The sequence below is a fragment of the Spirosoma harenae genome, assembly GCF_054776975.1.
Window position 1 is genome coordinate 721,529 of the sequence record NZ_BAAHBD010000008.1, and the last position, 20,443, is coordinate 741,971.

General features: G+C 45.1%; 19 protein-coding genes. 10 read left to right on the top strand and 9 right to left on the bottom strand.

What is annotated here, in order from left to right; genetic code table 11:
- Nucleotides 1-515: 515 nt before the first annotated feature.
- Complete coding sequence (locus tag ACYVE4_RS11320) at nucleotides 516-2,045, bottom strand: TROVE domain-containing protein (RefSeq protein ID WP_461039927.1); 1,530 nt, start codon at nucleotides 2,043-2,045, stop codon at nucleotides 516-518.
- A 164-nt stretch (nucleotides 2,046-2,209) separates the two neighbouring features.
- Nucleotides 2,210-3,544: an Nramp family divalent metal transporter gene (locus tag ACYVE4_RS11325; RefSeq protein WP_461039928.1), complete on the bottom strand. Its 1,335-nt coding sequence runs from the start codon at nucleotides 3,542-3,544 to the stop codon at nucleotides 2,210-2,212.
- Nucleotides 3,545-3,725: 181 nt separating this feature from the next.
- On the opposite strand from ACYVE4_RS11325, the gene ACYVE4_RS11330 reads away from it, so the two are divergent.
- The 8 genes from ACYVE4_RS11330 to ACYVE4_RS11365 all read left to right on the top strand — a co-directional run bounded on the left by ACYVE4_RS11330 (nucleotide 3,726) and on the right by ACYVE4_RS11365 (nucleotide 13,484).
- Nucleotides 3,726-4,379 (top strand): metal-dependent transcriptional regulator, encoded by a 654-nt coding sequence (locus ACYVE4_RS11330; RefSeq protein ID WP_461039930.1) that lies wholly within the window; start codon nucleotides 3,726-3,728, stop codon nucleotides 4,377-4,379.
- Nucleotides 4,380-4,450: 71 nt separating this feature from the next.
- Nucleotides 4,451-5,527, top strand: coding sequence for an LptF/LptG family permease (locus ACYVE4_RS11335; RefSeq protein ID WP_461039932.1), 1,077 nt, complete (start codon nucleotides 4,451-4,453; stop codon nucleotides 5,525-5,527).
- Between the two features lie 106 nt (nucleotides 5,528-5,633).
- The gene (locus tag ACYVE4_RS11340; RefSeq protein WP_461039934.1) at nucleotides 5,634-6,566 is read left to right on the top strand and encodes a DMT family transporter; all 933 of its coding nucleotides are present in this window, start codon (nucleotides 5,634-5,636) and stop codon (nucleotides 6,564-6,566) included.
- A 14-nt stretch (nucleotides 6,567-6,580) separates the two neighbouring features.
- Complete coding sequence (locus ACYVE4_RS11345; protein WP_461039936.1) at nucleotides 6,581-8,017, top strand: DUF6056 family protein; 1,437 nt, start codon at nucleotides 6,581-6,583, stop codon at nucleotides 8,015-8,017.
- An 11-nt stretch (nucleotides 8,018-8,028) separates the two neighbouring features.
- Entirely contained in the window at nucleotides 8,029-9,777 is a 1,749-nt protein-coding gene (locus ACYVE4_RS11350; RefSeq protein ID WP_461039938.1) for a hypothetical protein, read from the top strand.
- Nucleotides 9,778-9,802: 25 nt separating this feature from the next.
- Entirely contained in the window at nucleotides 9,803-10,834 is a 1,032-nt protein-coding gene (locus ACYVE4_RS11355) for a glycosyltransferase family 2 protein (RefSeq protein ID WP_461039940.1), read from the top strand.
- Between the two features lie 45 nt (nucleotides 10,835-10,879).
- Entirely contained in the window at nucleotides 10,880-11,851 is a 972-nt protein-coding gene (locus ACYVE4_RS11360) for a glycosyltransferase (protein WP_461039942.1), read from the top strand.
- 103 nt (nucleotides 11,852-11,954) lie between these two features.
- Nucleotides 11,955-13,484: an MBOAT family O-acyltransferase gene (locus ACYVE4_RS11365; RefSeq protein ID WP_461039943.1), complete on the top strand. Its 1,530-nt coding sequence runs from the start codon at nucleotides 11,955-11,957 to the stop codon at nucleotides 13,482-13,484.
- Between the two features lie 47 nt (nucleotides 13,485-13,531).
- On the opposite strand, the gene msrB is transcribed toward ACYVE4_RS11365, so the two are convergent.
- From msrB to prmC, 3 genes are all read right to left on the bottom strand, one after another.
- Entirely contained in the window at nucleotides 13,532-14,041 is a 510-nt protein-coding gene (gene msrB, locus ACYVE4_RS11370; RefSeq protein ID WP_461039944.1) for a peptide-methionine (R)-S-oxide reductase MsrB, read from the bottom strand.
- Nucleotides 14,042-14,097: 56 nt separating this feature from the next.
- Complete coding sequence (locus ACYVE4_RS11375) at nucleotides 14,098-15,075, bottom strand: AAA family ATPase (RefSeq protein ID WP_461039945.1); 978 nt, start codon at nucleotides 15,073-15,075, stop codon at nucleotides 14,098-14,100.
- A gap of 125 nt (nucleotides 15,076-15,200) precedes the next feature.
- Nucleotides 15,201-16,049 (bottom strand): peptide chain release factor N(5)-glutamine methyltransferase, encoded by an 849-nt coding sequence (gene prmC / locus ACYVE4_RS11380; RefSeq protein WP_461039946.1) that lies wholly within the window; start codon nucleotides 16,047-16,049, stop codon nucleotides 15,201-15,203.
- 187 nt (nucleotides 16,050-16,236) lie between these two features.
- Here prmC and ACYVE4_RS11385 point away from each other — a divergent pair, with 187 nt between their 5' ends.
- A complete protein-coding gene (locus ACYVE4_RS11385) occupies nucleotides 16,237-17,637 on the top strand; it encodes a tyrosine-type recombinase/integrase (RefSeq protein ID WP_461039948.1) in 1,401 nt (466 codons plus the stop codon).
- A gap of 255 nt (nucleotides 17,638-17,892) precedes the next feature.
- Nucleotides 17,893-18,471: a hypothetical protein gene (locus ACYVE4_RS11390; RefSeq protein ID WP_461039949.1), complete on the top strand. Its 579-nt coding sequence runs from the start codon at nucleotides 17,893-17,895 to the stop codon at nucleotides 18,469-18,471.
- A 94-nt stretch (nucleotides 18,472-18,565) separates the two neighbouring features.
- On the opposite strand, the gene ACYVE4_RS11395 is transcribed toward ACYVE4_RS11390, so the two are convergent.
- The 4 genes from ACYVE4_RS11395 to ACYVE4_RS11410 are packed head-to-tail and all read right to left on the bottom strand — an operon-like array spanning nucleotide 18,566 to nucleotide 20,424.
- The gene (locus ACYVE4_RS11395) at nucleotides 18,566-19,132 is read right to left on the bottom strand and encodes a glycoside hydrolase family 19 protein (protein ID WP_461039950.1); all 567 of its coding nucleotides are present in this window, start codon (nucleotides 19,130-19,132) and stop codon (nucleotides 18,566-18,568) included.
- A gap of 7 nt (nucleotides 19,133-19,139) precedes the next feature.
- The gene (locus tag ACYVE4_RS11400) at nucleotides 19,140-19,595 is read right to left on the bottom strand and encodes a hypothetical protein (protein WP_461039951.1); all 456 of its coding nucleotides are present in this window, start codon (nucleotides 19,593-19,595) and stop codon (nucleotides 19,140-19,142) included.
- A gap of 2 nt (nucleotides 19,596-19,597) precedes the next feature.
- Nucleotides 19,598-20,056, bottom strand: coding sequence for a hypothetical protein (locus ACYVE4_RS11405; protein ID WP_461039952.1), 459 nt, complete (start codon nucleotides 20,054-20,056; stop codon nucleotides 19,598-19,600).
- Between the two features lie 5 nt (nucleotides 20,057-20,061).
- Nucleotides 20,062-20,424, bottom strand: coding sequence for a hypothetical protein (locus ACYVE4_RS11410; RefSeq protein WP_461039954.1), 363 nt, complete (start codon nucleotides 20,422-20,424; stop codon nucleotides 20,062-20,064).
- Between the last annotated feature and the right edge of the window lie 19 nt (nucleotides 20,425-20,443).

Here is a 20,443-nt window from a genome sequence, read left to right on the forward strand (position 1 = left end):
GCGGCTTCTGTGCTAACTACTTCTACAAAAAATCCCAAAATCGGGTAACAGCCGAGCAGACTCTAGATTGGTGATCTGATTGATCTATCACTGATAATTCAGTGAGATGGATTGTACCATCACCTCCATATGGGACGAAGAAATTCTGCTCTACGACACCTATTTTGGGACTGTTACTATTGCAGGGCAACAGGCGAATAAGGTACATATATGCTCTACCACTGAGCTACATTAGAGCGAACCCTAATGGCCGGATTCGAACCGGCGACCCTATCGTCGCTAGCGAAGTAACCCTATTCTACGGCACCTGCATTAATTTTTAAAATAGAAACAGGAGTAACAGACGAAGTGGGAACATAAAAAGTGGGGCATTGCTCTTGCTGGAGTCGAACCAGACCATCTCACTTCACGATGGAAGCCACATGATTCCTCCCCGTATGGAGCGAAGTAACCCACCTCTACGACATCCTGTTTTTTTAATAGCTCTGACTGATCTTCACCAGCCAGAGCTTATTTCAAAGTACAATCTGTTCAATGGCGCTTAGCGTCGTTTGGCCCTCTTCGAGCGCCTGTAATACATCGAACACTTTATCTGACCAACCTGCAATCAGATACACATCATTCTGCTCTACGCGAACGGGCGTGTTGCCATACCCCGCCAGATCGAACAGGTATAGTCGGGCATCAGGAAACAATTGCTTGTACCGCGTCCACTTTGCGTTCAGCATGTTGGCAAACGACGTATTCTGGGTATTGCTATCCCACAACTGCGTATCAGTAAACAACATCACTTTATCGGCTTTGTAGCGCCGGCGGATGAGGTCGTCAATAACCAGATACCCGTTGGTCGAATAACCCACTTCGCCTTCGCGTCGATAAAACTCGTCTACGTTAGCCAGCACCTGACGCGAGGGTAATGCGATGGTTTTCCAGCGATCGCCAAACATACCGCTCAGTACGTTTTTACTTTTCGACTGCAACAGCATTCCCAATAACAAACCAATGTCGTACAGTTGCACTTTGCTGTTTGGCGAAACTGTTTTCTGCATTGATCCCGACACGTCGCAGGCAACCACTACGCGGGTGTCGGCTCCGAAACCGCGCAGGTTAGCAATGCTCGCTACTACCGCACTTTCCAGAGCATTGAGTATCATCGGTACATGACCAAGTTTCAGTGCTTTCAGTTCGCGGTAGGCCGACAAGAACCGAAACGGCAACTGTTTGGCTTTCCGAACGGCTTGTTCGCTGGACAGCAAGGCACAGACTGTTTCAACGTGTGCTCCGCTAATTCCCGCTTCAAGCATGTTGCGCAGGTTCCGTAAGGTAGCCATATAACCCAGCCGTCCGCTCGTAATGAGTTCTTCCCATTTTGCTCGAACAGCAAATGATTTCTGCGCTTCCGTTTCAAATTTAGTTTGTCCCAACGCGCTTAATTCCGTTTCCCATGTATAGGGCGTGCTCAGCGTTCCGGCTACGATTTTATTAAAAATAGCCTGCTGGTTTTCGCTTGCAGCCTTCGGGTGAACCAGAAATAAAGCGTCGCGGAGTTTAACAGCCGCATCTCGGTTGTATTTGGCAAACTGGTATTCGTCGAACTTGTTGAATGCCGTAGCCAAACCTTTCTGCATCTGTTTCGACATTCGATTCAGCTTTTTAGCACCTTTTCGTTCGTTTGCTAACTGGTAATAAGCCAGCAGCTCCGTAATTTCATCAGGACGCTGCACCGTACGATTAACTGTCTGGCTTACTAAACCATCGCCATTATGGACTTTTGCCAGTTCGCTAACTAACACAACTGGCGCAGACCGCAGGTACATGTATTCACGAGCATATACAGCCAGTTTGGCAACAAATACCGGATCGACCTGATTGATCAGTGAGCGGATGCGGGTTAATCGCTCAGCCCCTTTTTCATAATGCGAATCGTTCAGCATAGTGGTCACTACGGCTGCGTATAACTCCATTTCAGGCGTCAACACGTACGCTTTTGCTCCCTCATAGTTGACGGTTGTCGATTCATTGCGGTTAAAAAAGTTGAATTTCATGATCGTCGTTGTTTTTATAAACTTGACGATACAAAGGTTTTGGCTATCTGCGCAGTCTTTTTGCGTAGACGAAAAAAATTTCAACTTTTTCAAAAAAATTTCTGGATATGGGGGATGGAAAAGCTCCTCAACAATTTGAAAAAAGAGCGAGACGCTTGAAGATACTACGCAATCGTATCCCAGAGTAGGTAGCCGTTCAGGCTAATAATAATAACGGCTACTATCCACGACGCTATTTTGAGCCAGCCAGGATTCGCAAAAACGCCCATTTTGGCCTTCTCGTTAGTGAACATAACGAGCGGGACAACCGCGAAACTGAGCTGTAAGGATAAAACCACTTGACTAAGTACCAGTAATTCTGACGTTCCCTGCTCGCCGTATAAAATAGCGACAATGAGTGCTGGAATAATAGCCGCTAAGCGTGTAATAAGTCGACGGACCCACGGTTTAATGCGCAGATTCAGGAAGCCTTCCATGACAATCTGCCCTGCCAGCGTACCCGTTAAGGTTGAATTCTGACCAGACGCTAATAGAGCAACGGCGAATAGGATTCCCGCTAATTTCACCCCTAGAATCGGATCAAGTAGATGATATGCTTCTGAAATATCGGCTACGCTCTGATTGCCTGAAAAATGGAATGTAGCCGCAGCCAGAATCAAAATGGCAGCATTGATAAAAAAAGCAAGAAATAAGGATACGGTCGAATCGATGGTTGCGTATTTAATCGCTACCTGACGGCCTTCATCAGTACGACTATAATCGCGGGTTTGTACAATGCTTGAGTGTAAGTACAGGTTATGCGGCATAACGGTTGCCCCTAAAATACCAATGGCAATGTAGAGCATGGTAGGATTGGTGATAATCTCTTTTCGTGGAATCAGTCCGGCGGCAACATCAGCAATGGCGGGCTGAGAAACGATCAGTTCATAGCCAAAACAACCTACAATCAGAAAAATCAGGCTGGCTACTACTCGCTCGAGAATTTGAAAGCCTTTATTCTGTAAATACAACAGCAAAACCACATCCAGAGCGGTTATCAGAACGCCTATCGTAAGTGGTAACCCAAATAATAAATTCAGCGCAATAGCCGACCCAATCACTTCGGCCAGATCACAGGCCACAATGGCAATTTCGGCCAGCAACCACAGTATCATGCCTACCGGACGACTAAAATGATCACGACAGGCCTGAGCCAGATCCCGCCCTGTTGCAATACCCAACTTCAACGCAAGATGCTGAAGAAGAATAGCGAACAAGTTGGAAATCAGCACAACGGACAGAAGTTTATAACCAAACCGGGCACCGCCAGCAATATCGGTTGCCCAGTTGCCAGGGTCCATATACCCCACGGCAACCATAAGGCCAGGGCCAGCATATGCCCGCAAGGTTTTAAAAAATCCACCACCCTTAGGTACATGAATCGAGCTATGAACGTCAGCCAGAGAGTTTACGACCTCTTCAGGCTTCCATTTTTTCGTTGAAGTATTGGTTGCTTCCATTCGTCAAGTTGTATTCAGTAAGACTGATTCGGTCTCGTATGCTAATAACGAAACAAATATAAGGATTGTTGAAATAAAAATTTAGGCCAGTCTAAATTTTTAGAAAGTTTAACATAAAAATTATCTTTGCCTCTAAACTGTTTGTCTTTATTTTGCCGTTCTGATCAAGAGTGCTGTCGCTATGCAATCCTTCACGGAAGAGAATTATCTAAAAACTATCTATAACCTTGCCAATCGACAGCAGGGAGAGGTTAGTACAAACGCGCTGGCAGAAATGACAGCCACAAAAGCGGCTTCCGTGACCGATATGTTGCGTAAACTCGCTGACAAACAACTAATTCATTATAAGAAATACCAGGGCGTACGGTTGACGGACGAAGGAGAGCGCCTGGCGTTGCAAATCATTCGCAAACATCGTCTCTGGGAAGTCTTTCTGGTTGAAAAACTGGGCTTTAGTTGGGATAAGGTCCATGAAATTGCGGAAGAACTGGAGCATATTCGATCGGAAGAATTAGTTACCCGATTAGATACGTATTTAGGGCATCCACAGTTTGATCCGCACGGCGATCCTATACCAACGCCTGCAGGCCAGATGCCCGAAACAGGCTATCGTAAATTATCGGATGCAGGACTTGGTGAAGCGGTTTGCCTCATGGCAGTACTGGAACATTCAACGGAATTCCTGCAATACCTCGACCATTCAGGGCTAGCCTTGGGTTGTACTGTACGGATTCGCGAAATCAATGCCTTCGATAAGTCGTTACTCGTTCACACCGAAACGGATCGTCCTTTGTTTGTCAGTTACGAAGTCGCAAAAAATTTATTAGTGAATTAGGTAATGGTCGATAATTAGTGATCAGTAACACCCATACTTGGCTACTCACTCTCGACCGACGGCTATTTTTTATGAAATTATTAGACTGGTATATCCTTAAGCGCTTTCTACAGACCTACATCTTTGTTGTACTGGTGATTGTATTGGTGGTTGTGATGATCGATTACACTGAAAAGGTGGATAATTTTCACAAGCATAATGTACCCGGTAAAGAAATTCTGTGGGATTATTACTTCAACTTCATTCCTTACTGGGCGAATTATATTAGTCCGTTGATGGTGTTTATCGCCACCGTCTTCCTGACTTCCCGACTCGCTTCCCGTACAGAAATTATTGCGATCCTGAGTAGTGGCGTCAGTTTTGTTCGCCTGCTATTTCCATACACGCTTGGTGCATGTATGCTGGCGATCGCGACCTATTTTATGGTCAATTACATTATCCCGCAGGCTAATAAAATCCGACTTGGTTTTGAAATAAAGTACATTAATGAAGCCTTTACGTACTCGGGGCGGAACGTACATCTGACAATTGCTCCTAATACATATGCCTATCTGGAGAGTTACAATAACTTTAGCAACACGGGCTATAAGTTTACCCTTGAAAAAATAGAAGGAAATCAACTGAAACAGAAGTTATCAGCCGATCATATCGAATGGGACGCCAAAAAGAAGAAATGGGCGATTGTTGATTATAAAATCCGGGAAATCAATGGCATGAAAGAAACGCTGACGCCCGGTACACGCATCGACACCACGCTGAATCTGAAACCAGATGATTTCAGTTCCAATTTCCACCTCTTTGAAACGCTTACCCGTCCGGAACTGAACGATTACATTAGTCTACTGCAAAGCCGTGGGTCAGACGGAGTTGAAACGTATTTGATCGAAAAATATAGTCGCGATACTCGCCCATTTGCCATCATTATCCTGACGGTTATTGGTGTGATTATGTCAGCCCGGAAAAGTCGCCGGGGAGTTGGCTGGCAAGTGGCACTGGGATTTATTCTGGCATTTACATATTTGCTGTTTTTTATGCTGGCAAAAGGGATTGCCGAGTCGGGCAATCTCAATCCGATTGTGGCAGTCTGGTTGCCAAACGCTATTTTTGCCGCCATTGGGGTGTTATTGTACAACACAATCCCGAGATAATGTTGAGTGATGAGCAATGAATGATGAGTGATAAACGGTCTGCCGTAGCGGTTAGCTGACGTGGACTATTTATCACTCATCGTTCATCACTCATCGATTATCACTAATGAAAGACTCGCCTTCCTTTACGGATTATCTGCAACTCCATTTCATCGTTCTGATCTGGGGTTTTACGGCTATTCTGGGTAAGCTACTAGTTCCGCTCGACGCGTCGGCAGTGGTGTTATTCCGAACAGTGCTGGCGGTTTTGGGCATGGGAGCAGTGTTGCTCGTACGTGGCCAGAATCTGCGGGTAGCTTCCACTGATTATTGGCGATTACTGGCAACAGGGGGGCTAATCGGTTTGCACTGGGTCATGTTTTTTCTGGCCGCCCGATTAGCCAATGTATCGGTTTGTCTGGCCGGTATGGCTACCAGTTCCTTGTGGGCCAGTGTATTAGAACCCCTTATACTACGTCGGCGAGTGCGACTTGTTGAGGTCATATTAGGAATTGTGGTAATGGCTGGACTCTACCTGATTTTTCGATTTGAATTCGATAAGGTCGCCGGATTAGTAGTTGCCGTTTTTTCAGCTATGCTTTCGTCGCTCTTTACGATTATTAATAGTCGGTTCACACAGCGATACAATGCCCTGGTCATTTCCTTTTATGAAATGGCGGGAGCTTCTGTAGGTGCTTTCGGGCTATGGCTTCTGGTCCGATTCACCACTTCGCCGGATGTTGCCGAAACAGTTCACTATGTACCCGAATCGGCTATGCAATGGGTATGGTTATTGATACTTTCCCTGGTGTGCACTGTGTATGCTTATACGATTGGTGTCGGCCTGTTACGAAAATTCTCACCGTATATGGCCGTATTAACGGTAAATTTGGAGCCAGTTTATGGCATCTTACTAGCGGTGCTGATATTTGGCGATACAGAACGAATGACTCTAGGCTTTTACGGCGGAACCCTAGTAATTCTGGCGGCTGTCTTAGCGTATCCATTTCTCAATAGCCGACTAACAAAAACAGAGGCACAACTTCCTACCTCGACTTGATTCTTAACGAACCTATGTCTGAATCTTTATCGCGACTTATTACCGTTTTGCTGGGCCTTTTTTCGGTTGTCTTACTGACTCCATTGATTGCGCTGGCCACATATAACCACCCTTCTCCCACCGACGATTATTGTTTCGCAAATACGGTTATTCACTACGGCTTCTGGGGAGCCCAGCAACTTTATTACGATGGCTGGACGGGTAGGTTCTTCCATAATTTTATTGTGCATACCAATCCCGTTGTCATTGGGTGGTATGGAGGGTATAAAATCTACCCCATAATCCTGATGGCTCTGATAATCGGTGGATGCTATGCAGTCGCCAGACAGTGGCTTCGCGCTTTTTCTGATCCAATTCTTAAGTGGGGATTGGTGCTGGGCATTTTCGTTGGATTTCTCTCAACCCTGTCTACTATTCCTGAATATTTGTATTGGTACACGGGATTAGCCAGTTACGGACTTTCCAGTACGCTATTTTTATTTCTGCTCGCTGTGCTGATGGCTCATCAACAGCGAGGATTCAACTGGAAATCAGGCTATATTGTGGTAGAAAGCCTGCTTGTTGCAGCCATCATTGGATCAAGTGAAATGACGATGGTGTTGGCACTATCAGTCCTGGGAATGATTGCCTTTGGCGATTTGCTTCAACGACGTCGCGTGTCGGTTACGGTGCTTATTTTGCTGGTTGTAGCGGGAATTGCTGTTTACTATCTGATGAAAGCTCCTGGCAATGCTATTCGTATGGGAGGCAATCCCGAAGGGCGAAATATTCCGTTCACACTGATTTCATCTCTCAAGTTTGCCCTCACTTATTTACCGAAGCAATTACTGACTACTCCCTGGCTACCATTGTCGATCCTCTACTTGCCAATTGCCTGGAAATTAGCGGGTATAAGCCGTCGAAAAGACGATTTGCCTCCTTATTTACGTCTCCACCCTGTTTGGGGGTTATTGTACAGTTTTGCTACGGTGATCGGGCTTATATCCTTACACTTTTATGGCGTAGGGATTCCACCAATTCCACGGTTACTTAATCTGGTCAATCTGACTTTCCTGCTCTGCCTACTGTATACCTTAACTCTCGTTATTGTAACAATTCGACATAGTGTTAACCCTGATAAATTGACTCCTTACCTTCGCCCTGTACTATTCATAGCTATTGGGTGGGCTCTCGTAGCGGCATCGATGGGGCCTGTTTTATCAACGGCATATGGCGACTGGCTCAGCGGACGAGCGGCCCAATATGACCGGGAGATGCTGGATCGCTATGCATTTCTGTCGAAGCCGGGCAATGCTCAGGCGACAATAGCTCCGTTGAGTCATTATCCGGTTTCCTTATTCCTTGACGATATCCACGACACCCCCCAACATCTGTGGAATCGTTGTTGGGCTGATTTTTTTCATAAACAAACAATCACACTGGACACTAAATCTGGTCAACCAGCGAAGTGATCATATCTGCTATGTCTTTTGTTTCTTTCGCTAGTAATCAGTCGTTTGTTTCCGGCCGATTACGGACTCTGGCTCGTGTACTGATTGCCGTTCCTGTTATTTGCTTCAGCCTGCTGTTGTTTGTGTACATGGTCGATGTACCTTGGGTAGATGACATCGAGGCATTCCTTGGTTTTATTTTGGGTTATCTTGATGCCCAAACAACGAATGAAAAAATTTACTGGTTGCTCAAGCCAAACAACGAGCACCGGATTCTGGTCGGTAAGCTGATTACATTAGTCTTCTATAACCTTACTGGTACGGTCAATTTTCGTTGGTTAATTCTTACGGCCTTTCTTTTCCTGCTGGGGCTTTTAAGTATCTTTTACCTGATTTTTCGATCAACCAATCTCCCGCTATTGGCTTTTGTGCCTGTACCGTTTCTGTTACTACAACCGCAGTATTACCTCACCACAACCTGGGCAATTACCAGTCTGCAGCATCAGGTCGTATTGGCCATGATTGTCACTGTTTTGTATTTACTGGCCAACGGTGACCGAAATCGCTTTGCTATCGGCACCGGTTTGCAAGTCCTGACGTCGTTTTCGATGAGTAACGGGCTGTTTGGCTGGGTAGCTGGTGCGGTTATACTAGTGCAGCAACGAAACTGGGGGCGATTGGCAATTTGGTTAGGCTTAGGCGTAACGACAATTCTGCTGTATTTTCATGATTTTAAGAACGCGCAGGGGAACGACAGTAGCATTACGTTTTTCCTTGAACACCCGCACTTAGTCTTTTTAGGATTCTTTACGTTTACGGGTGGGCTTTTTGATTTTTTACCCGAAGGCTCTATCCTGTTGCGTAGTGTATTACCCACCTTGGCGGGCTTTGTACTGATCCCGTTTATGCTCTGGTTACTTTGGACGATGAACATTTCATTGTTCAGAGGATATTCATCAACGAACGCCAATTACAATCGAGAGGTGAGTTCTCTTTGGAAACGGCGTTATTTCTTCACAGGTTGTTATACCTTTCTGATGGTGAATGCCGTGATCGTCGCGTTTTTGCGGCCGCGTTTTGGGTACGCAGTAATGCTGATCAGCAATTATATGATCTACCCTGCTTTACTGGTCATCTTACTGTATCTTAATGTATTAAGTGAGGAATACAAAATTACCAGAATTGTAGATCGATGGATACGGGTAGGAATTAGTGTAAGCCTGATCGTTTGGGGAACCTGGTATATAGTCCGATTACCAAAAATTTCCTATTGGCAGCATAAACTCCTCACCTTTGCCTTTAACCAGAAACATAATGGAACCGGTTTAGGACCAAACTGGGGCACTACGTTTGCTACCGAAGCCGGTAATAACCTGAACGAATCGGTTCGACGGGGCATCTACCAGTATCCAGAAGCTTATTATTCAGCTTACGAACAGACATTACTGGGTCCAGCCCAGACAATGCCATCTGATACAAGTGTTGACCTACGGATTACAGCAGGAGGCTATAGCTATCAGGCTGAAACGATAAAATCTTTTCCGCAATCTATTCCCCGGTCGGCCATCATTGTGCAGTCGAAACAACATACGTTTTTGTTTCCATCATCTATCGGTTATTCTCCGGGTGATTTTTACCTAAATCGGCCTATCCACACGATACAGGCCGAATTAATTATTCCAATGCTGGCACCGGGGCAATATCGGGTGGGTGTTCTGACACCTGCTGATGGCGACGAGAAACCAATTCGATTCAGTTCGCAGACCATTACCGTTCCTTAACAACTGAGGATTGTAACTGGTGCTAATGTCAAAAAAACGTATTTTTGCCAATTCAGCTACCCACTCAATCTTTACTACCTTGTCAGAACCGCAGATTTCGATTGTAGCTCCCCTATATAATGAAACCGAGTCGTTTCCGCGTTTAGTTGCCCGATTAAATGCGGTCATGGAGGCTTCTCCCCTTTCCATTGAAGTTGTCCTCATTGATGATGGTAGCCGCGATGATACGGCCGTATTGATGCAGCAGGTAGCATTGACTGATAACCGCTATCACTGTGTGTTTCTTTCCCGGAATTATGGGCATCAGATTGCACTGACAGCCGGTATTGCAGCCGCTCGTGGTACTGAAGCCTTATTTATCATCGATGGTGATTTGCAGGACCCCCCTGAATTACTAACGGACTTCTATCAGAAATATCAGGAAGGTTATGATGTGGTTTATGCAGTACGCAAGAAACGGAAAGAAAATTGGGCTAAACGAACAGCTTATGCCTTATTTTATCGATTTATGCGCTCAATTTCCTACGTCGACATGCCGTTAGACAGCGGAGACTTTTCGCTCATTAGCCGTCGGGTAGCGGATGTGCTGAATCAAATGCCAGAAGAAAGTCGATTTATTCGGGGCATGCGTAGCTGGATTGGTTTCCGCCAGATCGGTTTCGAATATGAACGAGATGCCCGACAGGCAGGTGAATCAAAGTATTCCTTCAAAATGCTGCAACGGCTGGCCTATAATGGAATTTTCAATTTCAGCGAATACCCGATCAAAGTAATTACCCGGCTGGGGATGGCTACGATCGGTGTAGCGCTAATTTATCTCATACAAACGCTGATCAAACGATTTATTTATCATGATGTTCCACAGGGTTTTACGGCGCTCCTGTTCGTAATCGTTCTGTTTAGCGGTGTTCAATTAATTGCCTTAGGCCTTATTGGCGAATACGTCCTGCGGCTGTTTTTCCAGGCGAAGGGCCGCCCATTGTATGTGCTTCGGGAAGTCATTCGAGATCAGCAACGGCAGCCCTTAGTACCAGCAAAGAAGTTGGAACAAAAATAACTATCGTTAAACCCAACACCTTCCTCCTCGACCAACCGTTCTATCGTGTCAACTTCTCCTTCAACGATCTATCCAGACTGCATCCATATAGTTATTCCACTATTTAACGACTGGAAAGCGCTCAGTCTATTACTGGAACGCATCAGGGCAGTTTGCCCGCCCAGCCTGGTCGATCGAATAGCTTTTCTGATTGTTGATGATTGTTCTTTAACAAGCTATGAACATTTACCCACAGGAATAGGACAATCCTTATCCATCATGCGACTTTTTCAAAATGTGGGGCATCAGAAAGCAATTGCCCTGGGGTTGTCGTATCTGGCTTCACTGCCGGTTAAGTACCCTGTGATTGTCATGGATTCGGATGGAGAAGACAAACCCGAAGATATTCCGATGTTACTGGAAAAAGGGATAGCTCAGGTAAATAAGGTAATATTTGCCCGTCGTTCCCGCCGTCATGAAGGGGTGATTTTTCGGATTTCTTATCAAATCTATAAAGCTGTATTTAAATTACTTACGGGTAAGGTGATTGCGTTTGGCAATTTCAGTTTTATTCCACCAGCCCAATTAGTCAGACTTGTTCATGTATCAGCAATCTGGAATAATTATCCAGGAGGTGTTATCCGATCGCGATTGCCTTATACGGATATCCCCTTAGAGCGTGGGAAGCGATTGGAGGGCGAATCAAAAATGAATTTTGTCTCGCTGGTGCTCCATGGATTGAGCACAGTATCAGTTTTGATGGATACGATGGCCGTTCGGCTGGTTCTATTTTGCGTGTTTATAACGCTGGTTTCACTTTTTGGCATTGGAGTTGTTGTAGCCTTAACGTTACTCAACAATACGGCTATACCGGGTTGGGTTAGCTATCTAGTGGTTTCATTTCTCATTGTTATTTTACAAGCTTTTCTAATTTCGTTTCTGCTGGTATTCATTGTTTTATCGTATCGAACGCAGATGCAATTTATTCCAGCCCGACAATTTCAGGATTTTGTCGAAAACATTGAGAAAGTGTACTAAGAAAATCGATAGTCTTCAGTTGATGGTCAACAGAGGTGATGTTGAATTCCTACTGGAAACCCCGAATGACTGACGATTAGCGGCCATCGATTATTGACGAAAAATGCTCTTTAATTCCCTACAATTTTTATTATTTTTTATTGTTATCACCCTGAGCTACTTCAGTCTGAAGTGGCAGGGGCGGTGGATCTTGTTGCTGGTAGCCAGTTGTTATTTCTACATGGTTTTCCAGCCGTCGTATATTCTAATTCTCTTTCTAACAATTATTATTGATTACATAGCCGGGATCTGGATTGAAAAAACAAGCGGAAAATCCCGGCGCTGGTTACTGATTCTCTCACTCGTATCAAATCTGGGTATTCTGGCATTCTTTAAATATCTGGGTTTCTTCGCTGAAAATATCGTCGGATTCTTTGACTTTCTGAACATGCCCCATATCGCTGAAACCGTCTCAGCGAATCTCAACCGGGTGTTCATCAAGGTATTATACTTTTTCGGCAAAGGTGGCGTATCGTCATATAAAGACTCGAGTATTCTGCCCATTGGCTTATCGTTTCATACGTTTCAGGCGATGAGCTATACCATTGAGGTGTATCGGGGAAATCAGAAAGCCGAACGACATTTCGGGATTTATGCTCTCTACGTGATGTTCTACCCGCAATTGGTAGCAGGGCCAATCGAGCGGCCACAAAATGTGTTATGGCAGTTTCATAGCTTCTTCAAATATGATTTTGAGAATGTAAAAGCCGGGTTGATACAAATGGCGTTCGGGCTGTTCAAGAAGCTCGTCATTGCCGACCGGCTCGCCATGTTCGTCGATTCCGCCTATGGTAATCCAGGGGAACAAACAGGGCTGACGTTAGTAGCAGCAACTGCGTTCTATGCGTTTCAAATTTACTGTGATTTTTCGGGCTATTCTGACGTGGCTATTGGAGCGGCCCGTGTTATGGGGTTCAACCTGATGGAAAACTTCCGAACGCCTTATATTGCTCAGTCGATTTCTGAATTCTGGCGACGCTGGCATATTTCGCTTTCCACTTGGTTTCGGGATTATCTCTACATTCCGCTTGGAGGGAATCGCAAAGGAGAAGTTCGGCAATACATCAACATGATGATTGTCTTTCTAGCGAGCGGACTTTGGCATGGCCCAAGCTGGAATTACGTAATCTGGGGCGGATTAAACGGGTTTTATCAGGTAGTAGCCGTTTTACGCGATAAATTATTAGCAAAAATGGGATTCTCCAGTACTCCTCCTCGTATGGTTACTTCACCTGTTCACGACAGAGAAAGTCGCCAATCACCCATACGCGCCGTTGCCAATACCGTTATAACCTTTGTATTGCTTCTGTTCACATGGGTATTCTTCCGGTCCCGTACCTTAAGCGATGCTATGACTATCTTCAGGCGAGTCGGAACCATTTCATTTGCAGATCGAATCGAAAGCCCTATGAATTCGGTGGAGATGTGGTTCAGTGTTTTCCTGATTGCATTTCTAATGATCAAGGAACATTTCTACCTTACCATTCCGACACGCAATACCGTTCTGTTTTTTATCCTATTCGGCTTGATTACGTTTACGACTTATCTGTTCGGTGTATTCTCGTCCAATCAGTTCATTTACTTCCAGTTCTGATTTTACCCATAGTTTCAATTTGCAATTCGCGAATTGCAAATCAATCATTATTTCATCAATAAAAAGGCTAAGGCAGCGCCGTTCATGCAATAACGCAGCCCCGTTGGTTCAGGACCATCGTTGAACACATGCCCTAAGTGAGCGTCGCAAACAGCACATCGAACTTCGGTACGTCGGCCATCGGGTTCGGTATAGACGGCGTTGGTAACGATAGGCGCATAGAAACTTGGCCAGCCAGTTCGGGAGTCAAATTTAGTTCTGGAGGAAAAAAGCGGATTGTGACAGCATACGCATGCGTAAACTCCGTTTCGATGTTCGTGAGTTAGTTCGCTACTGCCCGGCCATTCCGTACCACTTTCACGAGTGATGTTGTATTGCGACCGGGTTAGTATTTCCCGCCACTCAGCATCAGTTTTTTCGAGTCGCCGATTACCCGGCGAGGTAGCACCCGCTGGACGTTTGTGAGGAGGTCGGGGTTTGGCAGCGTAGGTGCCATAAATCCATAAAGCTCCGGCTATAATAGCGCCTATAAACAGAAAGACTTGTGTTGATTTCATGGATAATAATTCCCTTAAAATCAAAACGTTGAATTGGCTTCAGCCGTTCAAAAAGCTTATCGTCCAATGGCCACTTTTCGCAAAATCGAATCAATTACCTGTAGAGTTGTCACGCCACTAGCTTCGGCTTCGTAGTTGAGCATGATCCGATGGTTAAACACATCAGGAGCAACTTCTTTGATATCTTCGGGAAGTACGTAATCGCGACGATCGAAGTAGGCGAGGGCTTTAGCAGCCAGATTCAGGTAAATAGTGGCACGAGGTGAAACACCAAACTGAATGTATCGCGATTCATCGCGGAGGTTGTATTCCAGGGGGCGACGTGTTGCAAAGACCAGTTCGATGATGTAGCGTTCCAGCGTTTCTGAGATGGCGATCGCATTAATTTCATTACGAATTGCAACTAATTCTTCTTTTCCTAGCACCGGCTGAACCTCATAGTCGAAATTCATATTCGACATTCGACGCATGACCTGTAGTTCATCTTCTTTGTTCAGATAATCCACAAAGACTTTCATCATAAATCGGTCCACCTGAGCTTCAGGTAATGGGTAAGTTCCCTCCTGTTCCACCGGATTTTGCGTAGCTAAAACCAGAAATGGTCGATCCAGCACAAATGTTTCCTCGCCAATTGTGACCTGTTTTTCCTGCATCGCTTCGAGCAAAGCCGATTGAACTTTGGCCGGCGATCGATTCACCTCATCGGCGAGAATCAGGTTGGCAAAAATTGGCCCTTGTTTTACTTCAAATTCAGAGGTTTTCTGGTTGAAGATCATCGTACCAATCAAGTCGGCAGGAAGCAGATCGGGAGTAAACTGAATTCGTTGAAAATCCAGTTCGAGTACCTTGGCTAGTGTATTGATTGTTAATGTCTTGGCTAGTCCCGGTACACCTTCGAGCAAAATATGTCCGCCCGTAAATAGCCCGATCAATAGTCGGTTGAGCAAACGTTCCTGCCCAACTACAACTTTACTCATCTCACTGAATACTTCGCGGATTTTTGAATGGTAGTTGAATGAAGTGGTTGGTTGCATCCTTACGTAGTTATAGAGTTGTAAGGTTATAGATTGTAAAGTCGGCTAACGCCTAGAAATAAATATATACAATTCAAAAAATCACAACTCTATATAGCCCTGCAACTATAAAAGTTTACAACTTCTTAAAAAGTAGCCCGTATGCTGCGATCCTTGCCGTGAATGTCTTTATATACCTGAATTTTAGTGAAACCCCGGTCGGCAAATACCTGGCGGGTAGCTTCGCCAAAACGCTCGTTTATTTCAACGTAGCAAGCTCCGTCTTTGGTCAGGTGATGCAGGCAGAAATCAGCAACGGCTTTATAAAAAACCAGAGGATCGTTATCGTCTACGAATAGAGCCAGACCCGGTTCGTAATCCAACACATTCCGATCCATATCGGCTGCTTCTGAGCGAGTTACGTAGGGCGGATTACTCACTACGCAATCGAATCGCTGGATAAAATCTGTCGGCACATTTAAAATATCCTGAATTTCAAATTGAACATCAGCATTCAGATTTTGGGCATTTCGTTGAGCCAGCGCCAATGCCTCGTCCGAAACGTCCCAACCCGTTACGACCGATTGGGGCAGAAATCTTGCCAATGTAATAGCAATACAACCACTCCCTGTGCCAATGTCGACAATCGGGACGTCATCCGTCCGATCGGCAAAATCGTGCATGATGAGCCGGACCAAATCTTCAGTTTCAGGACGCGGAATTAACACATCGGGCGACACTTCGAACTCTAGACCACAAAAAATCGTCGTACCAATAACGTGCTGAATCGGCTCCTGACGATTTAACCGTTCCAGAATCTTAAACCAGTCCGGTTCTGTACGATTAGGCGGTAACGGTTTGTCAGTCAGTATATCCGTCTTTCGTAGACCGAAATAATGATCGAGGAGCATAAACGCCATTTCACGCGCTTCTTCGGGCGGATAAGCCGTGATGTTCTTACTGAGTCGATCGTATAGAGGTTTGGCGGTGGCCATTGGAGTCTGTCAAGTAATTTTGCCAAAAATAGTTACTACTGCTTAGTATTCTGGTCAACTTTTGCTAAATACTAAAAAATCCCATAAAACAGAGGCATTTAGCGCTTCTGCTCCCTTATTGCTTTTTGGTTTATTCTCCTTATTTTCGCTAAATTCCATAAGAATATTTCAGTAGTATTTCAGCCAGATGGCCCGCTTAACCTTTAACGTCGAACTCAGTAGCAAAGCCGACCGTTCAGGCAGATGGCAGGTGATGGTACGACTGCATCAGAAAGGGCAAAAGCCAGGCCGGGTTCTTACGTCAGTAAAGATAGAGAATGCGCCAAAATTCTGGGATGCTGAATTACTAAAAAAGGAAAAGGAGAAAGATCCATCCACAAAACGAAAAGTAAGCTGGGGTAAATGGGTTGTTAAACATCCAAAGCGCGAACCTCTAAATACTGAAATTCTAGCGGAGTATGAACGAATTAAAAAACTAGCTACTGGCTGGCTTGAGGAAACACCCTACCTGACGCCTACCCTACTCGCTGATCGGTTCCGGGAAGGCATTTCGGATCTCTATTTCCCCTTGCTGGATAAAGTAGTTGAACAGGCTAAATCCCAGGCCTACGGCACCTACCTAAATAAGAAAAGCGCCCGTGATCTGTTTTACACTTTTTTAGCCGATAAGGCAGAGGGAGCCACACTGCAAAGCATTACCCCAATCACGGCTTTGTCTTTTCAATCTCACTTACAGGATACAAAATCAATCCGAGGTGATAAACGAAAAGCGTCATCGATCAACGAAATCATTGGCCGATTAAACACGCTGCATGAAGAGGTACTTATGTCGCGCGGGATTCCCAAAAAACAGGCAACCTTGCAATCCCCCTGGACTGAAATTGAGCCATTAACTGAAACCAAAACACCCAAAGCGAAGCTGAACGAGCAGACAATAGAGCGGGTGACAGGGATTCAGATTGAATCGAAACGTCGGGTAGTTACTCACGAAATGGCGTTTCAAATCTGGTTACTGGCCAGAGTGTTGGCAGGCGCTCGTATTTCGGATGTACTTAAATTGAGGTACCGTGAATTTGAGTTGAATGAAGCTGGCGAACCGGTTCACCTTCGCTATGAAATGATGAAGACAGGGCACCTGATTAGTACACCCGTATTTGAAGAGGCCCAGTTGCTACTCAAACAGTTTTGGGCTCCCTCATCTTCCCCTGATACGTACGTACTCCCATTACTGAAAAACTCAGAGCCACATGCAAAACTGTTGACCCATGAGCAGTATAAAAATGCGCCATTTGAGGTCCGAAGCCGATTAGCTCAAGTGATTAGACATTGGAATAAAGAGATTAACAATCGACTCAGGGAAATTGAGCAAAAGGCAAAGCTACCTCGTCCACTGCGGATGCACAGTGCTCGCCATAGTTTTGCCGACTATGCCCTGCAAATCATGAAGCGGGAAGCCAATATTACGCTCTATGACATTCAGGCTATGCTTGGGCATGGCAGTTTAAAGACAACCGAGATTTACACCAGAGAATTGGAGGAAAAAGACCTTTCTGAATCAATGCAGAAGATATTTAAGAAAGGAAAATAGGGCCGCAAAATGGAACTCTCACACGAACTCTTACTCAAACTCGGCTTTACTCAAGTACCAGATCGCCCTTACCGCTACGAATACAAAAGGAGTAACTGGCCGGTTCGATGCCGAACATGGGATTTTTGTCTTTCACGGCCTATCGGCACGGTTCTATACAATTGAGGATATGCTGTATATGACAAATCTGATCGATTACCAGGCAAAAGCAGATGTGATCTTGTTTGGGAGGAGTGATAATTGATAGCAACTTCGATGAAAAAGAAACAGAAAAGCGCAAATACTAACCAGAAACGAAAAAAGCAAAGACCTCGATTACCTGTTTCGAATACTGCACCCAGTAATTTAACAAAGCCTTTTTATAAAAAAATATTTTCAGCTTGGAATGTCATTCTTAGTACTGTATTGGCTTGTATTGGCTTAACTGGTTATACTTTTTTCCTCCCCAAAATTGATTTAACACCAATAGGAGCATTTGATGAAAATGATCCTTTGGTCACTCCAATTGAAATAAAGAACAACAGTAATTTTAGTATTTATAATGTAAAAAGTGAATCAGTACTTGACACTCTACATACCGATGGGAATAATTCAGTGAAAAATTATCATTCTTTCGTTGAGCTTTCTAAAGAAGTTAGAAGTAATGAAGCAACTAGTTTTATTGAAAGAATGGTTGAGATTTATTCTAATGGACAAGCAATTGATTACGGAAAAATACATTTTAACATTACCTATACGTACTTATATTTTTTTCATCTTGAAGATCAGTTTCATTTTAGTTTTGCGATTGGAAAGAACCGCAAACTAATATGGACTCGGCAATCTAAAACGTAGAGTAGGGTAGCTACTTCTAAATCATTTTATTAAATTTTCAATAAAAATAGACTGACCTCATCGAAGCCAGTCTATTACGTTCCAACCTAATCGTTTACGCAAAGAGGGGAGCCAGTGCCGTTTTGCACTTGGCTAAAAACTGTTGACGATCTACCCAACCATTCGGTAGTTGACGCTTCTCCGTTGGCTTAGGAATATGGCCGATGTTAATCAGGCAGCTAATTTGCCAGATCTGATCTTTGTCGGCATAAACCTGTAAATTTCTTGTCTTCCAGTAATCGAGTGATACGATAACCCACCAGTAAGGTTCTTCCAGTAGTTCAGGGTTATTCACGCAGTCGATTTTGTATTTTTTGGCAAAGGCTTCATAGTTCTTTCGGCCTGTGAGCTGAAAACCTCCACGGCCTTTGAATTTGACGCCATCGCTTGGATGAATGTTGCCGAGATCAATCCGACCTTCGTAGGCTCTTCCCGATGCGTATTCCTCGGTTGCCCGCATGTGATCGGACTCATGCAGCATCTGGGCTAGAAAGTGAGCCAGCCGAAGCAGGGTATTTATACCGAAGTCGGAGAGCGCTTTGTTTAACTCATCGACGTAGCGAGGGGCAAACTTCTTATCGGCTCCGCAGGATACTAGTATGTCTACTGTTAGTGGTTTCATGAGCTGATTATCTAAAAACACTTACGGCTATACCCGCTCCAAAACCGACAATTACCGCAGGTATAGCCACTTGCAGTGTGCCCGTCACATCCTTCCAGATCTTACCGAGTTTGGTTTTCGGTCGATCCTTTTCCAGTTTCGCTACTTTGGATTCCGCTTTATTGGCCCGGTCGGTTTCTGAATTGCGGTCAGTCGCAACAATCACAATCGCTTCATTCTGCCTGACAATCGAATCGTTAGCGGCTTTGAGTGAAGCCTGTAAACCGGCAATGGCCGTCGTGCCATACCGGGCCAGATTGTCCGCTCGGGCCTTTTCGGTCAGATACAGCTTTCGCCAGTACTCCGGATCCGGATTCAGAATCGAGGGAAACGACTGCGCGCGGGCTCCTAGCCCAAATAGAATCGAGGCTACAAATAATAGGCTACAGACGAGCCACATAAGCGGTTTATCGTTTTGGCGCATCGCTATTTGGCTTTAAAAAAGTTATCAATCGCCTGCGTAGTCGAATCGGCTGGAACAACCGGCTTTGCCTGTGGAACCGAAATGCTGGTATTACTCTGGCCAGACACTTCGTTTTGTGTGGTAAGAATTAAGCCCGTAACCACTCCTGCAGAGAGTGCCGACAGACTACAGATGGTAATAAAGCGCTTGAGTAGTTGCTTTCGAACGTCTTTTGATAAGGGCGTTTCGTGAATAAACTGAAAGCCAATCAGCGCGGACGCTACGATCGATACGCCAATGGCAATCAATCCAAAATCCAGATGTTTACCCCATCGCATGTGCAGAAGAAACGTCAGAAAAAAAGAGGGCGGAATCAGAAATACGGTGTAGCGGACCCGCGCGGGCACGTTGGCGAGGCCAGCGACGAAAAAGACCGACCCAACGGCCGAAGCAAACAGGAGTAAATCGACAATGGTTTTCATACAAGTTACGCAGTAGGTGTTTTGGTGAGTCGTTTTTTAAGTTCATCGAAAATGAAAAGAACCGTTTCCTTTACGTCCATATCGCGAAGCTGCTCGCCCTTCTTGTTGACAATGTCCACAATCAGCGAGCAGAAGATCGGAGCCCCGAGCGCAATCCACCAGCCGGATTTTAGCTCCCAGTTAGCCAGCCAGATAATAAAGCCGGTCGTCACGGCGCCCACAATCAGCGAGTAGTAAAACTCCTTGCCCGCGGCCCAGAAGCTAATCGCTTCGTTCCGGGTCAAGCGGGCCATTGCGCCTAGAAACAGACACATTGCGATCAGTACGTCGCTCGGAGTCGATTGGTAAAACTGGTATGCCTCCTTCATCTGTTTTTAGGTCGAGTGT

Bases quoted from the DNA above. Each gene is read 5' to 3' on its own strand.
- ACYVE4_RS11355 (WP_461039940.1), top strand. From the start codon at position 9,803: ATGTCAAAAAAACGTATTTTTGCCAATTCAGCTACCCACTCAATCTTT.
- ACYVE4_RS11390 (WP_461039949.1), top strand. From the start codon at position 17,893: ATGAAAAAGAAACAGAAAAGCGCAAATACTAACCAGAAACGAAAAAAG.
- ACYVE4_RS11365 (WP_461039943.1), top strand. From the start codon at position 11,955: ATGCTCTTTAATTCCCTACAATTTTTATTATTTTTTATTGTTATCACC.
- ACYVE4_RS11320 (WP_461039927.1), bottom strand. From the start codon at position 2,045: ATGAAATTCAACTTTTTTAACCGCAATGAATCGACAACCGTCAACTAT.
- ACYVE4_RS11405 (WP_461039952.1), bottom strand. From the start codon at position 20,056: ATGAAAACCATTGTCGATTTACTCCTGTTTGCTTCGGCCGTTGGGTCG.
- ACYVE4_RS11330 (WP_461039930.1), top strand. From the start codon at position 3,726: ATGCAATCCTTCACGGAAGAGAATTATCTAAAAACTATCTATAACCTT.
- prmC (WP_461039946.1), bottom strand. From the start codon at position 16,049: ATGGCCACCGCCAAACCTCTATACGATCGACTCAGTAAGAACATCACG.
- ACYVE4_RS11325 (WP_461039928.1), bottom strand. From the start codon at position 3,544: ATGGAAGCAACCAATACTTCAACGAAAAAATGGAAGCCTGAAGAGGTC.
- msrB (WP_461039944.1), bottom strand. From the start codon at position 14,041: ATGAAATCAACACAAGTCTTTCTGTTTATAGGCGCTATTATAGCCGGA.
- ACYVE4_RS11335 (WP_461039932.1), top strand. From the start codon at position 4,451: ATGAAATTATTAGACTGGTATATCCTTAAGCGCTTTCTACAGACCTAC.
- ACYVE4_RS11340 (WP_461039934.1), top strand. From the start codon at position 5,634: ATGAAAGACTCGCCTTCCTTTACGGATTATCTGCAACTCCATTTCATC.
- ACYVE4_RS11410 (WP_461039954.1), bottom strand. From the start codon at position 20,424: ATGAAGGAGGCATACCAGTTTTACCAATCGACTCCGAGCGACGTACTG.
- ACYVE4_RS11385 (WP_461039948.1), top strand. From the start codon at position 16,237: ATGGCCCGCTTAACCTTTAACGTCGAACTCAGTAGCAAAGCCGACCGT.
- ACYVE4_RS11395 (WP_461039950.1), bottom strand. From the start codon at position 19,132: ATGAAACCACTAACAGTAGACATACTAGTATCCTGCGGAGCCGATAAG.
- ACYVE4_RS11350 (WP_461039938.1), top strand. From the start codon at position 8,029: ATGTCTTTTGTTTCTTTCGCTAGTAATCAGTCGTTTGTTTCCGGCCGA.
- ACYVE4_RS11400 (WP_461039951.1), bottom strand. From the start codon at position 19,595: ATGCGCCAAAACGATAAACCGCTTATGTGGCTCGTCTGTAGCCTATTA.
- ACYVE4_RS11345 (WP_461039936.1), top strand. From the start codon at position 6,581: ATGTCTGAATCTTTATCGCGACTTATTACCGTTTTGCTGGGCCTTTTT.
- ACYVE4_RS11375 (WP_461039945.1), bottom strand. From the start codon at position 15,075: ATGCAACCAACCACTTCATTCAACTACCATTCAAAAATCCGCGAAGTA.